This is a genomic window from Geobacter psychrophilus (assembly GCF_056821595.1).
Map to the genome: position 1 here is coordinate 3,680,960 of NZ_JBXDTU010000004.1, position 18,286 is coordinate 3,699,245.

The following is an 18,286-nucleotide window of genomic DNA, read 5'->3' on the forward strand; positions in this document are numbered from 1 at the left end:
CCTTTAGTTAGTTAAAATTTTCTGGATTAAACATGAAGTGTTGTCATAAATCAAGACTATTTATATACAAGTAGCTGTATACACTGTTTCAATAGCCAGGTTGTCAGTACCTGATTCATCAGCAACATTGAAAAGGCTTCAAAAAACAGGTTGCCTGATTCAGCAATGATGTGTAATGAAATGTCACGGGGTGTACAAAATACATGAATACTGGGAACCTTATGCCCGAACTGATGTTATATGCGATTCCGCTGTTGGCCGTTATATCCATTGTGCTGCTTGTGCTGGTGCTGGTGCGCATGTCACGGATCGGTGCCCCTGATGGTCTCGAACCCCGCTTGGATTCCCTGGAGCGCCAACTGGAACGACAGGAGCGCATGCTGCGGGAAGAGCTTGCCCGTCATCGCGAAGAGGCACTCCAGTCAGCCCGGCAGGGACGTGAAGAAAATGCAGTTGTCGTTTCCTCGCTCGGTGATTCCCTGCTGAAGCGGATGAGCGAGATAGCCGGTCTGCAGAAGGACCAGCTGGAGATCTTTGCCGGGCAATTGAAAAACCTGACCGCCAGCAATGAAGGTCGCATGGACAAGTTGCGTGAAAGCGTGGAGGAGCGCCTGCGGCTGATTCAGGAGGATAATGCCCGCAAGCTAGAACAGATGCGGCTCACGGTAGACGAGAAACTGCACGATACCCTTGAAAAACGGCTGGGAGAATCCTTCAAGCTGGTCAGCGAGCGTCTGGAGCTGGTCCAGCGCGGCCTGGGGGAGATGCAGACCCTGGCCAGCGGGGTCGGCGATCTGAAGAAGGTACTGACCAATGTCAAGACCCGCGGTACCTTTGGCGAGGTCCAGCTGGCCAGTCTGCTGGAGCAGGTGCTTGCCCCCGGCCAGTACGACGCCAATGTGGAAACCAGGGCTGGCAGCGGTCAGCGGGTCGAATTCGCCCTCAAACTGCCCGGCAGGGACGGTACCTCTGACGGCCGGGTCTGGCTGCCGCTGGACGCCAAATTTCCCCAGGAGGACTACCTGAGACTGGTAGAGGCCCAGGAGCTGGGGGATGTTCTATTGGCCGGCGAAGCGGGCAAGCAGCTTGACAAGGCGGTGCGGCTGATGGCTGCCGACATTCGCGACAAATACCTGGATCCGCCGCATACAACTGATTTCGGTGTCATGTTCCTGCCGACTGAAGGGCTCTATGCCGAGGTCCTGCGGCGGCCGGGGCTGTTTGAAGTACTGCAGCGTGATTTCAAGGTGATGATTGCCGGTCCGACGACCCTGGCGGCCCTGTTGAACAGCCTGCAGATGGGCTTTCGCACCCTGGCCATCGAGAAGCGCTCGGCCGAGGTATGGAACCTGCTGGGAGCGGTCCGTACGGAGTTTTCAAAATTCGGTCTGGTGCTGGAAAAGACCAGCAAGAAGCTGCAGGAGGCCGGCAACCATATCGACGCAGCGGCAGTCCGCTCACGTTCCATAGAGAAGAAACTCAAAGGGGTGCAGGAGATGCCGGGGGCCGAGGCAGCTACGCTGCTTGAATCGGAACCCTGGGATGACGGGGACGTGGCCTGATGTCTGAAAAGCGCAATATCGCCCGGGCAGCCGGGATTTTGGGCAGTGCCACCATGCTGTCGCGTGTCATGGGCATGCTGCGGGACATGGTCGTGGCGCGCCTGTTCGGAGCCGGATTTGCCAGCGACGCCTTTGTTGCCGCCTTTCAGATCCCCAACATGCTGCGGCGCTTCTTTGCCGAGGGCGCCCTGACCTCGGCCTTCGTACCGACCTTTTCCGCCACCTTCAATCAGCGGGGCGAAGAAGAGGCCCGAGAGCTGGCCAATACCTGTTTCACCCTGCTGACCATCATCATGGCCGCGGTCACCCTGGTCGGCATCCTGTTCTCGCCCTGGATCGTCGGACTGATGTTTCCCGGGTTTCGTGCCGTACCGGGCAAGTTTGAGCTGACGGTGCTGCTCAACCGCATCATGTTCCCCTACATCTTTTTTATCAGCCTGGTGGCGCTCTGCATGGGGATCCTCAATACCCTGCGGCACTTCTTTACTCCGGCCATCTCCACCGTATTCCTGAATATTTCCATGATCCTGTCAGCGCTCCTGCTGCGCGGTTTTTTCCAGGTTCCGATCACCGCGCTGGCGGTCGGGGTGCTGCTGGGAGGTTGTGCCCAATTGCTGCTGCAGCTGCCGGTGTTGTGGAAAAAGGGATTTCCCTTTCGCCTGCGCTTTGATTTCGGCAATCCGGAAGTCCGGCGCATTGCCCTGCTGATGCTGCCCGCCACCTTCGGCGTCGGCGTGTACTACCTGAATATCACCGTCAGCGCCATCCTGGCCTCGCTGCTGCCGCAGGGGAGCGTATCCTACCTGTACTATGCCCAGCGCCTGTTCGAGTTTCCCCAGGGCATATTTGTCGTATCCATAGCTCAGGCCGTGCTCCCCTCCATGAGCAAGCAGGCTGCCGAGGGTAATCTGGCCGGCATGAAAGAGTCGCTTTCTTTCGGGCTGCGCTTGACCCTGTTCATTACCGTACCTGCCATGGCCGGACTGATGATCTGCTCGACCCCCATCTTCAGCCTGATCTTCATGGGGGGGGAGTTCGATTACGCCAAGACGGCCAATGCTGCCCAGGCCCTGTTTTATTATTCTCTCGGGCTCTCCTTTGTGGCATTTACGCGTGTGCTTGCTCCGGCCTTCTATGCCTTGAAGGACACCAAAACCCCGGTCTGGACCGCTTTTACCGCTTTTTTGCTCAATGTTTTGTTCAGCCTGCTTCTCATGAAACCACTGCTGCATGGCGGCCTGGCCCTGGCAACCACGCTGTCGGCACTGTTCAATATGCTGTTGCTGCTTTGGTATTTGCGCCGCAAGATCGGTCCGTTCGGCGGTCGGGAAATTGTTGCATCCGGGGCCAAAGCCCTGGTCGCGTCGTTGCCGATGGGATGTGTGGTATACTATATATGTTCCCTGATTGATTGGTCGTTGAACGGGCAAAAGCTGATAAAATTATGTGTGCTGGGTGGTGCGATAGCAATCGGGTTGCTGATATATGCCGTTGCAGCCAGGTTGCTGCGTTCTGATGAAGCGGTCGCGCTGTCTGACATTATCAGGAAAAAAATCGGAAGGAGAGTTGCGTGATGGAATATGTCTCGTTATTTGAAACCGAGCTTGGCGTGGGTGCCGTTGTGGCGAGCGGACAGGGAATCCGGAGGGTGTACCTCCCGCAGGAAAACGCCCCAGGGGTTTTTATCTATGCCGGCCAGGACAAGATGACGTCATCGGCACTTACCGAGCGGGTATCCGGTATGTTGATAAACTATTTCAAGGGTGAGCAACAGGTATTCGATGAGCTTCCTGTTGATATGACCCTGACTGGCACATTCAGACGCCAGGTCCTCGAATTGATTCGCAGTATACCGTTCGGTGAGGTCAGGAGCTACGGTGAGGTTGCACAATTAGCCGGATCACCCGGGGCAGCCAGGGCTGTTGGCGGGGCCATGGCGTCAAATCCCGTCCCGATAATCATCCCCTGTCACCGGGTCATTGCAGCGAGCGGTCGACTCACCGGTTATAGCGCTCCCGGTGGTTTGAAATTAAAAAAAATTCTTTTGCAGATGGAAGGTGTTGAATTTAAAGGGGAGCTTATCTGTCAAGAAAAATGATGGTTATTAACAGGTAAACTTTGGCACGAAAACATATTTGATCGGGTTACATTCACATTAATGCCCTAAGTACCCAAAAATGCAGGTGCAATACCTAAGTAGCTGTAATTAAAAGGATTGCGTGGTGTATAAAAAAGCGGCAATGTGCAAAAATCTCTTGTAAAAATATCACTTTTGAATTCCATCAACACTGTTGTCCACAGGTTATCCACAATTTTTGTGGATAAGCCGTAGCGTAACTGTAAAACATGTAACATTCCTGTCACTTGTCTCCTTGATGGCGCTGTTCACGCTTTTTCGCCTCTTCCCACAGCAGGTCCATTTCATTCAGCGGAGTATCGTTCATGTGTCTGCCCTGGGCATGCAGGCTGTCTTCGACAAATTGAAAACGCTGTTGAAAGCGGGTTATTGTTTTGCGAAGTGCTTCTTCCGGATTGATTGACAGGAAGCGCCCCAGATTGACTATGGCAAACAGCAGGTCACCCAGCTCCGCTTCCATATGCTCGTTGTCCCGGGCGAGCATGGCTTCTTCAAACTCATGCAGTTCTTCCATGACCTTGGCCATCACCTGGTCGATATGTTCCCAGTCGAACCCGACCCGGGCAGCTTTTTCGGTGATCTTTTGTGCCTTGAGCAGAGCCGGCAGCTGCGGAGGTACGCCGGACAGGGCAGAGACGCGTTCAACACCTTTTTCCAGCTTTTTGATCTGTTCCCAGTTTTCTATCTGGGCCGCGCTGTCGGCGATCTGCATATCGCCGAAGACATGAGGGTGGCGGCGAATCAGCTTGTCGCTCAAGGTCCTGATGACATCCTGCATGGTGAAGGCGCCGGATTCTTCGGCAATTGCGGCATGAAAGACCGGCTGCAGCAGCAGGTCCCCCAATTCTTCCTTCAGATGTTCCGGCGACTTTGCGTCGATGGCCTCAATGACCTCGTAGGTCTCCTCCAGCAGGTAACGGGTCAGGCTTTCATGGGTCTGTTCAGCATCCCATGGGCAGCCCCCGGGACCGCGCAGGCGTTTCATTAATGTGAGCAGCGCTTCAAAACCGGTGTGGTCAGTTGCCATTGGTGATCCTTTTCTGAGTTAGGTTGAATGTAATATTTGTATACAGAAAACTGTTGACATAATTATCAGGATAACTACATTAGCACAAAACTATTTTAGGGGGTTCAAATGTTTAACAAGCATGCAATTGGAAGGTTTACAGCAATCCTGGCTCTTGTGGCCTCTGCTGCCGGTCTGGCTTTTGCTACAGCCAGCAGTGGTCCGGAAGTGTCGCCGGATGAGGCACTGCAAAAATTGATGGACGGCAATAAACGCTATGTAGAAAACCAGATGACCGGTTCAAAGCTGTGTGACCTGTCTACCCGTTCCAGTCTGGCAAAATCGCAGAAACCGTATGCCATCGTGCTGACCTGCTCCGATTCGCGTGTTCCGCCTGAAATCCTTTTTGACAAAGGGCTGGGCGAAATCTTCGTGATTCGCGTTGCCGGTAACATTCCCGATCCGGTTGTCCTGGGCAGTATTGAGTATGCCGCCGAACACCTGGGCAGTCCCCTGATCATGGTGCTGGGACATGAACGCTGTGGTGCCGTCAAGGCAACGGTAGATGCCAAGGGCAAGAGCAGCGGCAGCAAGAATATCGATGCGATCATCAAGGCTGTGGCATCCTCGGTCAAGACTGCAGCCAAGGATTGTCAGGCCTGCAAGGATGACAAGAAATGTGCCGAGACCAAGAAGGAAGAGTTTGTTGAGTGCGTCGTCGATGCCAACGCCAAAAATGTTGCAGCCGGCCTGACAAAGAATTCCAAGATCATCAGTCACCTGCTCCATGCCAACAAGATCAAGATCGTTGCCGCCAAATATGACCTTGATGACGGCATTGTAAGCTTGTTCAAGTAACCCCGAGACTGTTTCAGCAGTCAGTTCATCGAAGACCGCCGGCGTATGACGCTGGCGGTCTTCTTTTTTACCCGGATCCTTTCTGGGCATTCTTGTTTGCCTTGATCCGGTATTCGTCCGTCCCGCGTACAAGCGCTGAGGTGAGCGTCAGCGCCGGAGTAGCTGTAATGCAAAGCATTTCTGCTGTTCATAACGATGACTATCAGCCAATACATTGCATTTAATGCTTCTCTGTACTACGATGTCACTGAAAAAAATGCCGTGCCGAATGAGAAACTTAATATCAATCCCGCAGGTACTGTTCACATGTTGCGTTCCCGAATATTTCGACTCTCCCTCGTCCAGAAACTGATTGTCAGCTTTGCTCTCATAGGAGTATGCCTGATCACGGCCGTTGTTTATGCAATCATGGGGCTGGGCACTATGCACCGCATGGTTGGTGATATAGCCCGCAACGATCTTCCTGCAGCTACTGCAGCCCTGACATTGCGCGATGCCATGCAGGCCCAGCAGCGCGCCGCAGGCAGGTTTCAAATATTGAAGCAGCCTGAATTCAAGGAACTGTATAATCGTCAGTCAGAAGCCTTCCGTCAGACCCTGACCATCCTTCAGCGACAATCGGGTGGTGGCGACCTTGGTTCGCTTACGAAGGACTTTGAAGTCTATGCCATGCTTGTCGAACAGATGTTCAGCGGTGCCGAGATAAAAGACGTTGCCCTAAAACGTGCCGCCGAGCGGGTGGAAACCGCTATAGAGGTAATGCGCAGCGAGCAGCAGAAACGACTTGAGAACAAGCTCATCGCTGCCCGTGAACGTGAAGAACGCACTGCTTCGTGGGCCCTTGGGCTGGCATTGAGCGGTGTGACCCTGGCGGTTCTCGTGGCGGCCCTTCTGGTGTATTCCTTTTCGTCCTCGATCGGCAAGCTGCAAAAGGCAACCCACCGTATTGCGGCAGGTGATTTTGACCATGATCCGCATATTCCCGAAGGGGACGAGGTCGGGGCGTTGTCCCAGGATTTCATGCGGATGGCGGTCCGGCTCAAGGAGCTCGAACAGCTCAGTCTGGATGCCAGCCCCTTGACGCGACTCCCGGGTAATATCGCCATCGAGCGTTCCATCAATCGACGCCTGCGTGAGAAGATGTCCTTTGCCATGTGTTATCTGGATCTGGACAATTTCAAGTCATATAATGACCGCTACGGGTATATCAAGGCCAGTGAAATCCTGAAGAAGACCGGGGAGGTTATTCATGAGGTCGTTAAGCGCCTGAATGATCCTGACGCCTTTGTCGGGCATATCGGTGGTGATGATTTTGTCGTTATCATCGATGCCAAGCTCGCAAAAGCCGCCTGTCAGGACATCATCGCTGCTTTTGACGCAATGATCCCGTCGTATTATTCGGAGGAGGACCGGGCAATCGGAGCCATAAAGGGGGTTGACCGCTATGGAGTCCCACGGGTTTTTCCGATGCTGTCAATTTCAATTGCCGCCCTGACCTGTCAACCGGGCCATTATTCCTCTGCATCGGAGATTGCCACCGTGGCGGCATCGGTTAAAGATCGTGTTAAGGAATCATCCGGCAGTAACTACATAATTGTGAGAGAGGCGGGAGTCAGTGACATATAAACGGATAATTTCCCTGATGGTACTGGTGCTTTTGCCATTGCTGAGCGGTTGTAGCCAGTTGGGCTGGAAAATTTCTGTCGTTTCAGTGGCTGCAGAGGATTCGGATCCTTCCGCAAAAACTACCCAGGAGAATCGCTTTAAAGAGGCGCTGGAATTTTTACGGGCAGGTAATGAACAGGCAGCTCGTGATCTGCTCGAACAGGTTGTTGAAGAGCCGTCCCGCGCCGGAGTGACCGATGAGGCCCTTTTTCGTCTGTCGGTACTGTTTCTTCGGGAGGAGGTCAGTAAGGGACCTGGGCGATCACTGGAGCTGATTGAACGCCTGAAAAACGATTTTCCTCAGAGTCTCTGGACCCAGCAGGCGGTACCGCTGGGTGCATACTTGTCAGGCGTCAAGGCGCTTCGTGAGCGGCAGCGAGAGCTCAGGACACTGAAAGAACTCAATCTTTCGCTCAGCCGGGATAACCGTGAAATGCGCCAGAGTATAGAACGCTTGAAAAGTCTCGATCTTGAGCTGGAGAAGAAGATTAAACGCTGAATTCGGGCTGTAGCCTGAAAGCATTTGCACGTCCCTGAACAGCACAAGGCGCATCAATTGATGCGCCTTGTGCTGTTCAGGGTGGGGATGTGGATTGAGCATATACATTCAGCTGCGTTTGTTGTGTTTGTCCCCCGGCAGGTACTCCCCAAGAAAAGCCCCTTTGTACTCCATAAAACGATTATTGGCGATAGCCTCCCGTATCTCCGACATCATCTTCAGATAGAAATGGACGTTGTGGATGGCCGAAAGGACCGCCGAGATCACCTCGTTGGCGGCAAACAGATGATGCAGGTAAGCACGGGTGAAATTCTGACAGGTGTAACAGCTACAGCTCGGATCGATCGGGAAAAAATCCCTCTTGTAGTTCTTGTTGGTCAGGCGGATCTTGCCGCGGCGTGTGAAGAGGGTGGCACTGCGGGCATAGCGAGTCGGTATGACGCAGTCGAACATGTCGATGCCGCGCTCGACGCTTTCCAGTATATCCTCAGGCAGGCCGACCCCCATCAGATAACGGGGCTTGTCCTCCGGCAGGTGTGGCGCAGTCCAGCTGACGACCTGCTTGAGCAGTTCCAGCCCTTCACCCACGCTGACACCGCCGATGGCATAGCCCGGCAGATCGAGTTTGCGCATCTCCCGGGCACACATGGCCCGCAGGTCCTCAAAAACGCTCCCCTGGACAATGCCGAACAATGCCTGATCGTTGCTGGTCATGGCATTTTGGCACTGCTTCAACCAGCGAATGGTTTTTTTTGTGGATTGTTCTGCATAGCTCCGTTCGCAGGGATACGGGATGCACTCATCGAAGGCCATGATGATGTCGGCGCCCAGATCCTGCTGGATGCGGGTCGCAGCAGCCGGGTCAAGATAGATTTCATCGCCGGTAATCTCGTGTTTGAAAAAAACGCCGTCTTCAGTTATGCGTTTGTTAGGGAGCGAAAATACCTGAAAACCTCCGGAGTCCGTCAGGATCGGGCCGTTCCAGGCCATAAACTTGTGCAGTCCGCCGGCCTTTTTGATCAATCCCTCGCCTGGCTGCAGATGCAGGTGATAGGTATTACTGAGGATGATCTGGGCGCCGGTATCGATGATCTGGGCCGGTGTGAGCGGTTTCATGGCGCCGTGGGTAGCCACCGGCATGAATATCGGTGTCTGGATCTCGCCATGGGCGGTGCTGACGATGCCGAGGCGGGCAGCAGAGCGGGGGTCAGTTTTGAGCAGGGTGAATTTCATGAATGGGTAACTCCTGGCCCTGAAAGATGCGTACTGATTGAATGGATCCTGCAACAAAATGTGCGTGCTACGGTTTCTAACAGAATGTTCCCGTAATTGCAATTGCGCTGCAGCTGGATCTGCGCACCCTATTAAATTGTATCCTGTATACATAAAAGGGTTGCAATTTTTTATAACGATGTTTAGTATGCACGGCTGAAATTAACAGAGAAATTGCCATCGTTGCAGATCAGGCAGAAACATCAAATACACTCTCAAAGGAGGTTGAAATGGTGCTTGACTCCAGATTGCTCTGGCGCGGTCCCCCACGGCACTTTTAGTCTCCCCTGCAAACAAAATCTGCATAAAATCCAGCAGTATCACATCTTAAAAAGGAAGGAATGCTATGCAACTGCTCACGTCTTCAATCGGCAGAAAAATTTTGATGGCAATCACAGGCCAGGCAATGGTTCTTTTTGCTGTCATCCATCTGCTTGGTAACAGCTCCATCTTCGGATGGCTCCCGGGTGGCATCAATGCCTATGCCCATCACCTCCACAGCTTGCCCGCACCTGTCATCATCGGATTCCGGCTCGGCCTGCTGGTCTTTGCCGCTGTTCACATCTGGTTCGGCATCACGCTGACCATTGAGAACCGGGGCGGCCGTCCCAAACAGTATGCCGTCAAGTCTACCCAGAAGGCATCCTTTGCCAGCGAGAACATGATCTGGACCGGCGTGCTGATGCTGGCCTTCATCCTGTATCATCTGGCTCACTTCACGTTCCAGGTCATCAGTCCCGAAACAGCAGCCCTCAAAAATCAGATCAATGGCATCCCGAATGTAATGGGGATGGTTGTTGCCGCGTTCCAGAACTTCTTCGTTTCATTTATCTATGCCGGAGCGATGGTGATTCTCTTTCTGCATCTGTCCCACGGTATCCAGAGCTTCTTCCAGACAATGGGCTGGAGCAATGACCGGGTACAGCCGTTCATTACAAAGGCCGGTACCCTTGCCGCACTGGCCATGTTTGCGGGCTATGCCATCATTCCGATTTTCATTCTCGTACGAATTCTGAATTAAGGGGGTTATTGTGATACTTGACGGAAAATGTCCTACCGGACCGATAGAACAAACCTGGGATAAGCACCGCTTTGACCTGAAGCTGGTCAATCCCGCCAACAAGCGTAAATACAATGTCATCGTGGTCGGAACCGGCCTGGCCGGTGGTGCCGCCGCCGCTTCGCTGGGTGAACTGGGTTACAACGTGCAGGCTTTCTGCTACCAGGATTCGCCCCGCCGTGCCCACTCCATCGCTGCTCAGGGCGGCATCAACGCTGCCAAGAACTACCCCAATGACGGCGACTCCATCTACCGTCTATTCTATGACACGATCAAGGGTGGCGACTTCCGCGCCCGTGAGGCGGACGTCTGGCGTCTGGCTCAGGTCTCCAATAACATCATCGATCAGTGTGTGGCCCAGGGCGTACCCTTTGCCCGTGACTATGCCGGTTATCTGGACAACCGCTCTTTCGGCGGCGCCCAGGTATCCCGTACCTTTTTCGCTCGTGGTCAAACCGGTCAGCAGCTCCTGCTGGGTGCCTACTCGGCCCTGTCACGCCAGATCAAGGCCGGCACGGTCAAGATGTATGACCGTCGCGAGATGCTCGATCTGGTAGTGGTCGACGGCGTGGCCCGCGGCATCACCGTGCGCAATCTGGTTTCCGGTCAGCTTGAGAGTTACGCTGCTGACGCGGTCTGCCTCTGCACCGGCGGCTATGTCAACGTATTCTACCTCTCTACCAATGCCATGGGTTGTTCGGTTACGGCAAACTGGAAGGCTCACAAAAAGGGTGCCTACTTCGCTAACCCCTGTTACACACAGATCCATCCGACCTGTATCCCTCAGGCCGGCGACTACCAGTCCAAGCTGACCCTGATGTCCGAGTCACTGCGCAATGATGGTCGCGTCTGGGTTCCCAAGAAGAAGGAAGACTGCGGCAAGCATCCCAACGAGATCCCTGAAGATGCCCGCGATTACTACTTGGAGCGTAAGTACCCCTCCTACGGCAACCTGGCACCACGTGACATCGCCTCCCGCGCCGCCAAGGAGCAGTGCGACGACGGTCGCGGCGTTGGTCCCGGCGGCCGCGGCGTATACCTCGACTTTGGCGACTCAATCAAGCGCCTGGGTGAGGACACCATCCGTGAACGCTACGGCAACCTGTTCGAGATGTACGAAAAGATCACCGATGAGAACGGCTACAAGCGCCCGATGCGCATGTACCCTGCACCGCACTACTCCATGGGCGGGCTGTGGGTCGATTACAACCTGATGAGCAACATCCCCGGCCTGTTCGTACTGGGCGAGGCCAACTTCTCCGTCCACGGCGCCAACCGCCTGGGTGCTTCAGCCCTCATGCAGGGTCTGGCCGACGGTTACTTCGTTATCCCCTACACCATCGGCGGGTATCTGGCAACAGTCAAGCCGGGCCAGGTCAAGGCTGACCATGCTGAATTCAAAAAGTCTACGGAAGATGTCCAGGCGGAGCAGAACAAGTATCTCTCCATCAACGGCAAAAAGACTGTCTTTGAGTTCATGCGCGAAGTCGGCGGATTGATGTGGGAAAACTGCGGCATGGCCCGTACCAAGGAATCACTGGAAATTAACCTCAAGAAGATTCCTGCCCTGCGCGAAGAGTTCTGGAAGAATGTCAAGGTCACCGGCAGTGGCGCTGAACTGAATCAGCAGTTGGAAAACGCCGGCCGTACCGCCGACTTCCTGGAGTTCAGTGAACTGCTTTGTCGTGATGCCCTTCACCGCAACGAATCCTGCGGCGGTCACTTCCGCGTTGAGTATCAGGATGCCGGCGAGGCACAGCGCGACGACGTTAATTATTGTTACGTTGGCGCCTGGGAATACAAAGGTGACAATAAAACGCCTGAACTGCACAAAGAGCCGCTGAAGTTCGACAACGTACATCTCGCCGTAAGGAGCTACAAATAATGAGCGATCACAAGACCATGACTCTGACACTGATCGTGTGGCGCCAGAAAAATGCCAACGATCCCGGTAAATTTGAGACCTATACAGCAAAGAACATTACCGATCACCACTCTTTCCTGGAGATGCTTGACTGCGTAAACGAAGACCTGATCCATAGCGGCAAGGATCCGATCGTGTTTGACCACGATTGCCGCGAGGGTATCTGCGGTATGTGTTCACAGGTTATTAACGGTGCACCCCATGGCGGACAGGATCGTACCACCGTGTGCCAACTCCATATGCGCAAGTTCAAGGATGGAGACACCATCTACATCGAGCCGTGGAGAGCCCGCGCTTTCCCGATCATTCGCGACCTGATCGTAGATCGTTCCGCCCTGGACAAGATCATCCAGGCCGGTGGTTACACCTCCTGCCATACCGGTGGTGTCGCCGATGGCAACGCCATCCTGATTCCCAAGCCCGTGGCCGATGAAGCCATGGACGCCGCCGAGTGCGTCGGTTGCGGTGCCTGCGTGGCAGGTTGCCCCAACGGTGCTGCCATGTTGTTCACCGGTGCCAAGATTTCCCAGTTGGCGCTGCTGCCCCAGGGTAAAGCCGAGGCCGCTGCACGTGTGAAGAACATGTCGGAAGCCATGACTGAATGCGGTTTCGGTAACTGCACCAATCACTACGAGTGCCAGGCTGCCTGTCCCAAGGGGATCAACGTCAAGTTCATCGCCCGCATGAACCGGGAGTTCCTCAAGGCCCAGTTCGCATAATTCTGATTTCTTTGATGATATGAAGTACACATTAGGGCGGCTTACGAGCCGCCTTATTTTTTTTCGACGCAGGCAGCTTAAAAGGATTTGTAAGCTATGGGATTTAACCTTGTAGATCTGGCCATCACGGTACGAGCGAATGACGCTGATCGACTCAGAAAAAGCCTGCCGTTGATGGGGAGCAGATTTGCTGAAGTATGTCGGAGTGTATCGTGCCACTGGCCGGATAGAGCGTGTGAAACCTGCTCCACACAAGATTCATGCAGCTGGTTGCTTGTATTTGGACAAAAACTGACCTTGGATCCGGCCGCGCTAAAACGTCATCAAAAGCCGCCACTGCCGTTTGTTTTCTCATTTCCTGTCTCTGATGCGCTTTCCGAAGCTTGTGATGAATTTGTTGTTGGTCTGGTTGTGATTGGCCAGGCGATCCAGCAACTCGGAATGCTTCTGAACGGTTTTTCAGAACTGCTATCTTCCGGTTTATCTCCGGTAGCGGCAGAAATCACCCGGATTGCCTGCCGAGATTATCAAGGTTCTGTTCAAGCGATATCCAATGATACCGGCGGTATCCGATCCGGAACCCTGATTCCTGAGAACCTGGTAATTGCATCTACGGAAGGATTGCTGGAGAGCCGAACCTGGACAAGTTCAAACCTGAAAATCAATCTGCTGTCTCCGCTTCGATTATTCGAGGACAACAGCCCTGTTGTCAGTTTTGAGTTTTGCCGGTTTGCCCGCACGGTAATGCGTCGGGTCTCTGCGCTGGCCTATTATTATGGTGAGTGTGAGTTTGATTGTGACTATAAAGAGTTGTCACGTCAGATTGACGAAGTGATCTGTACGGATGATCATTTTAATTATATGAATGACAAGATCAGGAGAATATCGGGGATAACCGGCCACGGAAGTTTTCAGGGGGATTTCAGTCGTCTTGAGCCGTTTCTGGTCATCGGTACGTATGTACACGCCGGTAAAGGTTCTTCGTTTGGAATGGGTGAGTATAACGTCGTTCCTGCCAGTGACAACGCAGCATCGTTGCCTGCTCGTTAGGGCGTGTTTCTCTGGGATACCGGCAGCAATGATCATTGTTGCCAGCCGTTTTTGCATATCTGCTTAAAGCCGGATGCAATCTGTTACCGGGTGACTTGAACTGTGTGAGGACTGTGGCATATAGATTTTTTGCAGTTGTTTTTTAGTTGTTCATACATTACTATGATTGCCCCTAATACATAAACGGTTTGGAGTTCATTCATGGCCCGTCCCGCACATATTCTAATCGTTGATGATTCGCCCACCAGCAGCAATAAACTTACTGAAATTCTCGAAGCACAAGGTTATCTGGTGGCGGTTGCTGCTTCAGCTGAAGAGGCCATCCCGATCTTCAATCTACAGGAATTTGATCTGGTCATCACTGAACTCGAGCTTCCCGGGATGAGCGGCTTGAACATGATGAAAATTATGAAGGAGCGCCGACCGGAGAGCGATATCGTGATTGTCAGTTCGAATGCCTCCAGCTTTAATACCCTCAAGTCGCTACGCCAGGGCGCCTACGATTTTATAGTAAAGCCGATTGACGATGAAGCGGTTCTGTACAATGTGATTGAACGGGCATTGGATAAACAGGAACATGGCCGTAAAAAGCAGCTGCTGGTCACAGAGTTGACCGAGAAAAACAAGGGGCTCAATGAGTCCCTGGCAATGATGAAAGTTGTCAACCAGATTTGCGTGCTGCTTACATCGACTTTTGATATTGCGAGTATCCTGCAGAAATTGACTGAGACCGCCACGGAGCATCTGCAGGCCACCAGGGGCTATCTGCTGTTGCTCGATAAAAGCGGCTCCAATCTGAATATCAAGGTTTGTACCGGCATAGACCTTCTCAGTACGGCCAAATTCAAGCTGGCGCCAGGGAAGGGAATTTCGGGGCAGGTCGTATCCAGTGGCAAGCCGATACTTGTCGTTGATACATCTGATGAAAACTTTCTGGTGAGCCTTTTGGAAGAGGACCCGGAGGGCGTTATGCTTGCAACCCCCAGTATCCTTTCAGTTCCTCTCCAGGTACAGGGTCGCATTGCCGGAGCCCTCACCATTTCCGGCGGTTGCAACGGCAAGCCTTTCAATGATGACCACCTGGAATTTCTTACAATGCTTTCCCGCTATGCGTCGATTGCCATTGAAAACGCCGGTGTTGTGTACAACCTGAAAAAACAGCGCTGATCCAGGCTGTTGATGGAAATTAGAAAACCCGTCTTCTGCATAATGGATATGCAAAAGACGGGTTTCTGCGTTTATGGTTTCTTGTGTCCCTGTGATATTAAAACGTAACCCCCATAGCTTCGGCTACGGTATGGATGTCCTTGTCGCCCCGGCCGGAAAGGCAGACAACGATACTCTTGTCCTTCGACAGGGTGGGGGCCAGTTTGATGAGGTGGGCAATGGCGTGGGCAGACTCCAGAGCCGGCATGATACCTTCCTCCTGGGTCAGCATCCTGAACCCTTCCAGAGCCTCTGTGTCCGTGATCGAAACATATTCCGCCCGCCCGGAATCTTTCATCCAGGAATGCTCGGGACCGACACCGGGATAGTCCAGACCGGCCGAGATTGAATGGGCGTGGGTAATCTGCCCGTGCTGGTCCTGCAGCAGGTAGGTCAGGTTGCCGTGCAGTATGCCGGGAGATCCGGCACAAAGCGGTGCAGCGTGCCTGCCGCTATCAATGCCGTGTCCGGCCGCTTCGACGCCGATCATGCGCACCTGCTTATCCTTCATGAAGGGATAGAACAGGCCAAGGGCATTGCTACCGCCTCCCACACACGCCACGAGATAATCCGGCAAGCGTCCTTCCAGCTTTTTATGCTGTTTTTTTACCTCGTTGCCGATAACAGTCTGAAAATCCCGAACCATCATGGGATAGGGGTGCGGTCCGGCCACAGTTCCGATGACATAAAATGTGTCCGCAATCGTAGTGACCCAGTTGCGCATGGCCTCGTTCATAGCGTCCTTGAGGGTGGCGGTGCCGGCAGTGACCGGTGTGACGGTAGCACCCAGCAGGCGCATGCGGAAGACATTCAATGCCTGACGACGGGTATCCTCCTCGCCCATGAATACTTCACACGACATGCCAAAAAGGGCGGCAATCGTAGCTGTTGCCACACCGTGCTGGCCAGCCCCGGTTTCAGCAATGACCCTTTTCTTGCCCATGCGTTTTGCCAGTAACCCCTGTCCGATGGTGTTATTGATCTTATGGGCACCGGTATGGTTGAGGTCTTCACGCTTAAGATAAATTCGGGCCCCACCAAGTTTATTGGTCAATTTCTCGGCAAAATACAATGGGTTGGGGCGGCCAACGTACTGGCGCAGATAATATTCGAATTCCTGGCGGAATTCCCGGTCATGGCGATAATGTTCATAGGCCTTTTCCAGTTCAAGCAGGGCCGGCATGAGTGTTTCAGGTACATATCGTCCACCAAATTGACCGAAATGGCCTTTCTTGTCGGGCTGTTTCATGGTTGTTCCTAATTAAATATTGAGTTAATAGACAGCTTGTTTGGCTTGATAGATTAACCTTCTGACCTTGTCAGCATCCTTGTGTCCGGGAGAGCTTTCGACCCCGCTTGAAACATCCACTGCGTAGGGTCGCACACGTATGACGGCATCGGCAACATTATCGGGTGTCAGTCCTCCGGCCAGGATGATCGTCCTCTGTGCGGCAGTTGCAGAGGCGATATCCCAATTGAATGTCTGCCCGGTTCCGCCATGGGAAGTTGGTGACCAGGCGTCGAGCAGACATGCAGCAACCTGGTAGTCGTTGATTGCATCAAGGCTGAAGGAATTCTTGACCCTGAAGGCCTTGATGACCCTGCGATTGATGCGACTGCAGTAGTCGGGAGTCTCGTCACCGTGCAGTTGAACAACATCAAGGCCACAACGATCGGCAGTGGAGTTGACGGTCGCCAGCCCCTCGTCGACAAACAGGCCGACAGTCTGCACGAAAGGTGGCAGGTTGCGAATGATCTCAGATGCCTGTTCAGGGAAAATATTACGGGGTGACGCGGAATAAAAGACAAACCCTAGGGCGTCGGCACCGGCTTCAACAGCAGTCAGTGCGTCTTCAAGGCTGGTTATTCCGCAGATTTTAACTTTAACCATAGGAGTCAGAAGTCATCGGCAGAGCCAGGAGTCAGAAAAGGTCAACACGTTTTCTGACTCCTGGCATCTGTTCTGTTAAAGGTTGATTTTCGGAAGTCGCTCCAGCGCCTGCTTCACCATTTCACTCGGGTACTCATAATCCTCCAGGTTTCCTGAAAGATAGGAATCATACGCGCCCATGTCGAGCTGACCATGTCCGGAGAGACCGAAAAGTATGGTCCGTTCCTTGCCCTCCTCTTTGGCCAGAACAGCTTCATCAATGGCCGCCCGGACCGCATGCGAGGATTCCGGAGCCGGGATGATGCCTTCACTGCGGGCAAAGAGCAGCGCGCCCTCAAAACAGGAATTCTGCTTGTAGGATTTGGCTTCAATCTGGCCGGCATGGTACAGCTGGGAAACCAGCGGCGATTCTCCGTGATAGCGCAATCCACCGGCGTGAATGCCGGGCGGCATGAAATCATGTCCCAGTGTGTACATCATGGCAATCGGCGCAACCTTGGCTGTATCCCCGTAATCAAATGCGTAAATCCCCTTGGTCAGGGTCGGACAGGAGGCCGGTTCAACAGCCAGACAACGGACATTCTTTCCGGCAGCCCGGTCAGCAATAAAGGGGAATGCCAGTCCGGCAAAGTTGGAGCCGCCGCCGCAGCAGGCGATGACCACATCCGGGTAATCTCCGGCAATCTTCATTTGCGCCTGTGCCTCCTGACCGATGATGGTCTGGTGCAGGCAGACATGGTTGAGAACGCTCCCCAGGGCATAGTTGGTGTCGGCATGGGTGGCGGCATCTTCGACCGCTTCTGAAATAGCGATACCCAGACTGCCGTTGCTGTCAGGATCATGGGCCAGGATCGAGCGTCCCGAGTTGGTGAACTCGGACGGCGAAGGAATCACGGTGGCTCCCCACAACTGCATCATGCTCTTGCGATACGGTTTCTGGGTACAGGAGATCTTGACCATATAGATCGTACATTCCAGGCCGAACATCGAACAGGCCAGAGCCAGGGAACTGCCCCATTGTCCGGCACCGGTTTCGGTTGCCAGACGGCGGATGCCGGCCTGTTTATTGTAGTAGGCCTGGGGGATGGCCGAGTTGGGCTTATGGGATCCGGCCGGAGAAACCCCCTCATACTTGTAATAGATCTTGGCCGGGGTACCGAGGGCCTGTTCAAGACGCCGGGCGCGATACAGGGGAGAAGGGCGCCATAGTTTGTAAATCTCTCGGACTTCATCCGGAATATCAATCCAGCGGTTGGGAGACATCTCCTGTTCGATCAGCGACATGGGGAAGATTGCCAGCATCTCCTCCGGAGTAACCGGTTTAAGGGTTTGCGGACTGATGACCGGGGCCAGCGGACCGGGCATGTCGGGAATGATGTTGTACCACTGACGGGGAATCTGGTCTTCGCTGAGGAGAATTTTCGTGTTCATGGGACG

At 53.7% G+C, this 18,286-nt stretch carries 16 protein-coding genes; 11 read left to right on the forward strand and 5 right to left on the reverse strand.

What is annotated here, in order from left to right; genetic code table 11:
* Nucleotides 1-203: 203 nt before the first annotated feature.
* Genes ACOCF6_RS19655 through ACOCF6_RS19665 form a run of 3 tightly spaced genes read left to right on the forward strand, consistent with a single transcriptional unit; the run spans nt 204 to nt 3,660 of the window.
* The gene (locus ACOCF6_RS19655) at nt 204-1,562 is read left to right on the forward strand and encodes a DNA recombination protein RmuC (RefSeq protein ID WP_482462016.1); all 1,359 of its coding nucleotides are present in this window, start codon (nt 204-206) and stop codon (nt 1,560-1,562) included.
* Nucleotides 1,562-3,136 (forward strand): murein biosynthesis integral membrane protein MurJ, encoded by a 1,575-nt coding sequence (gene murJ, locus ACOCF6_RS19660; RefSeq protein WP_482462017.1) that lies wholly within the window; start codon nt 1,562-1,564, stop codon nt 3,134-3,136. Before ACOCF6_RS19655 ends, murJ begins: the two co-directional genes overlap by 1 nt.
* Nucleotides 3,136-3,660, forward strand: a complete 525-nt coding sequence (locus ACOCF6_RS19665) for a methylated-DNA--[protein]-cysteine S-methyltransferase (RefSeq protein ID WP_482462018.1) — start codon at nt 3,136-3,138, stop codon at nt 3,658-3,660. The genes murJ and ACOCF6_RS19665 overlap by 1 nt, the downstream gene beginning before the upstream one ends.
* Before the next feature lie 262 nt (nt 3,661-3,922).
* Here the strand turns inward: ACOCF6_RS19665 and mazG are convergent, their stop codons facing one another.
* Entirely contained in the window at nt 3,923-4,726 is an 804-nt protein-coding gene (gene mazG, locus ACOCF6_RS19670) for a nucleoside triphosphate pyrophosphohydrolase (RefSeq protein ID WP_482462019.1), read from the reverse strand.
* A gap of 108 nt (nt 4,727-4,834) precedes the next feature.
* On the opposite strand from mazG, the gene ACOCF6_RS19675 reads away from it, so the two are divergent.
* The 3 genes from ACOCF6_RS19675 (at nt 4,835) to ACOCF6_RS19685 (ending at nt 7,727) form a co-directional block, all read left to right on the forward strand.
* Nucleotides 4,835-5,563 carry a carbonic anhydrase gene (locus tag ACOCF6_RS19675; protein WP_482462020.1) on the forward strand — a complete coding sequence of 243 codons (729 nt, stop codon included), beginning with the start codon at nt 4,835-4,837 and terminating at the stop codon, nt 5,561-5,563.
* A gap of 306 nt (nt 5,564-5,869) precedes the next feature.
* Nucleotides 5,870-7,189: a GGDEF domain-containing protein gene (locus tag ACOCF6_RS19680; RefSeq protein ID WP_482462021.1), complete on the forward strand. Its 1,320-nt coding sequence runs from the start codon at nt 5,870-5,872 to the stop codon at nt 7,187-7,189.
* A gap of 16 nt (nt 7,190-7,205) precedes the next feature.
* A complete protein-coding gene (locus ACOCF6_RS19685) occupies nt 7,206-7,727 on the forward strand; it encodes a tetratricopeptide repeat protein (protein WP_482462022.1) in 522 nt (173 codons plus the stop codon).
* Between the two features lie 108 nt (nt 7,728-7,835).
* Here ACOCF6_RS19685 and tgt read toward each other — a convergent pair whose 3' ends face one another.
* Nucleotides 7,836-8,960: a tRNA guanosine(34) transglycosylase Tgt gene (gene tgt, locus ACOCF6_RS19690; protein ID WP_482462023.1), complete on the reverse strand. Its 1,125-nt coding sequence runs from the start codon at nt 8,958-8,960 to the stop codon at nt 7,836-7,838.
* A 385-nt stretch (nt 8,961-9,345) separates the two neighbouring features.
* Between tgt and ACOCF6_RS19695 the strand changes: the two genes are divergently transcribed.
* The 5 genes from ACOCF6_RS19695 (at nt 9,346) to ACOCF6_RS19715 (ending at nt 14,919) form a co-directional block, all read left to right on the forward strand.
* A complete protein-coding gene (locus tag ACOCF6_RS19695; protein WP_482462024.1) occupies nt 9,346-10,020 on the forward strand; it encodes a succinate dehydrogenase cytochrome b subunit in 675 nt (224 codons plus the stop codon).
* Between the two features lie 10 nt (nt 10,021-10,030).
* On the forward strand, nt 10,031-11,944 hold the full coding sequence (locus ACOCF6_RS19700) for a fumarate reductase/succinate dehydrogenase flavoprotein subunit (protein WP_482462025.1): 1,914 nt from the start codon (nt 10,031-10,033) through the stop codon (nt 11,942-11,944).
* Nucleotides 11,944-12,702 carry a succinate dehydrogenase/fumarate reductase iron-sulfur subunit gene (locus tag ACOCF6_RS19705; RefSeq protein ID WP_482462026.1) on the forward strand — a complete coding sequence of 253 codons (759 nt, stop codon included), beginning with the start codon at nt 11,944-11,946 and terminating at the stop codon, nt 12,700-12,702. Before ACOCF6_RS19700 ends, ACOCF6_RS19705 begins: the two co-directional genes overlap by 1 nt.
* 96 nt (nt 12,703-12,798) lie before the next feature.
* Nucleotides 12,799-13,752, forward strand: a complete 954-nt coding sequence (gene cas6, locus ACOCF6_RS19710; RefSeq protein ID WP_482462027.1) for a CRISPR system precrRNA processing endoribonuclease RAMP protein Cas6 — start codon at nt 12,799-12,801, stop codon at nt 13,750-13,752.
* 201 nt (nt 13,753-13,953) lie between these two features.
* Nucleotides 13,954-14,919, forward strand: a complete 966-nt coding sequence (locus ACOCF6_RS19715; RefSeq protein WP_482462028.1) for a response regulator — start codon at nt 13,954-13,956, stop codon at nt 14,917-14,919.
* Between the two features lie 97 nt (nt 14,920-15,016).
* Here the strand turns inward: ACOCF6_RS19715 and trpB are convergent, their stop codons facing one another.
* The 3 genes from trpB to ACOCF6_RS19730 form a co-directional block, all read right to left on the reverse strand.
* On the reverse strand, nt 15,017-16,207 hold the full coding sequence (trpB, locus tag ACOCF6_RS19720; RefSeq protein ID WP_482462029.1) for a tryptophan synthase subunit beta: 1,191 nt from the start codon (nt 16,205-16,207) through the stop codon (nt 15,017-15,019).
* Between the two features lie 24 nt (nt 16,208-16,231).
* A complete protein-coding gene (locus tag ACOCF6_RS19725; protein WP_482462030.1) occupies nt 16,232-16,849 on the reverse strand; it encodes a phosphoribosylanthranilate isomerase in 618 nt (205 codons plus the stop codon).
* Between the two features lie 75 nt (nt 16,850-16,924).
* Nucleotides 16,925-18,280 (reverse strand): TrpB-like pyridoxal phosphate-dependent enzyme, encoded by a 1,356-nt coding sequence (locus ACOCF6_RS19730; RefSeq protein WP_482462031.1) that lies wholly within the window; start codon nt 18,278-18,280, stop codon nt 16,925-16,927.
* Nucleotides 18,281-18,286 lie beyond the last annotated feature (6 nt).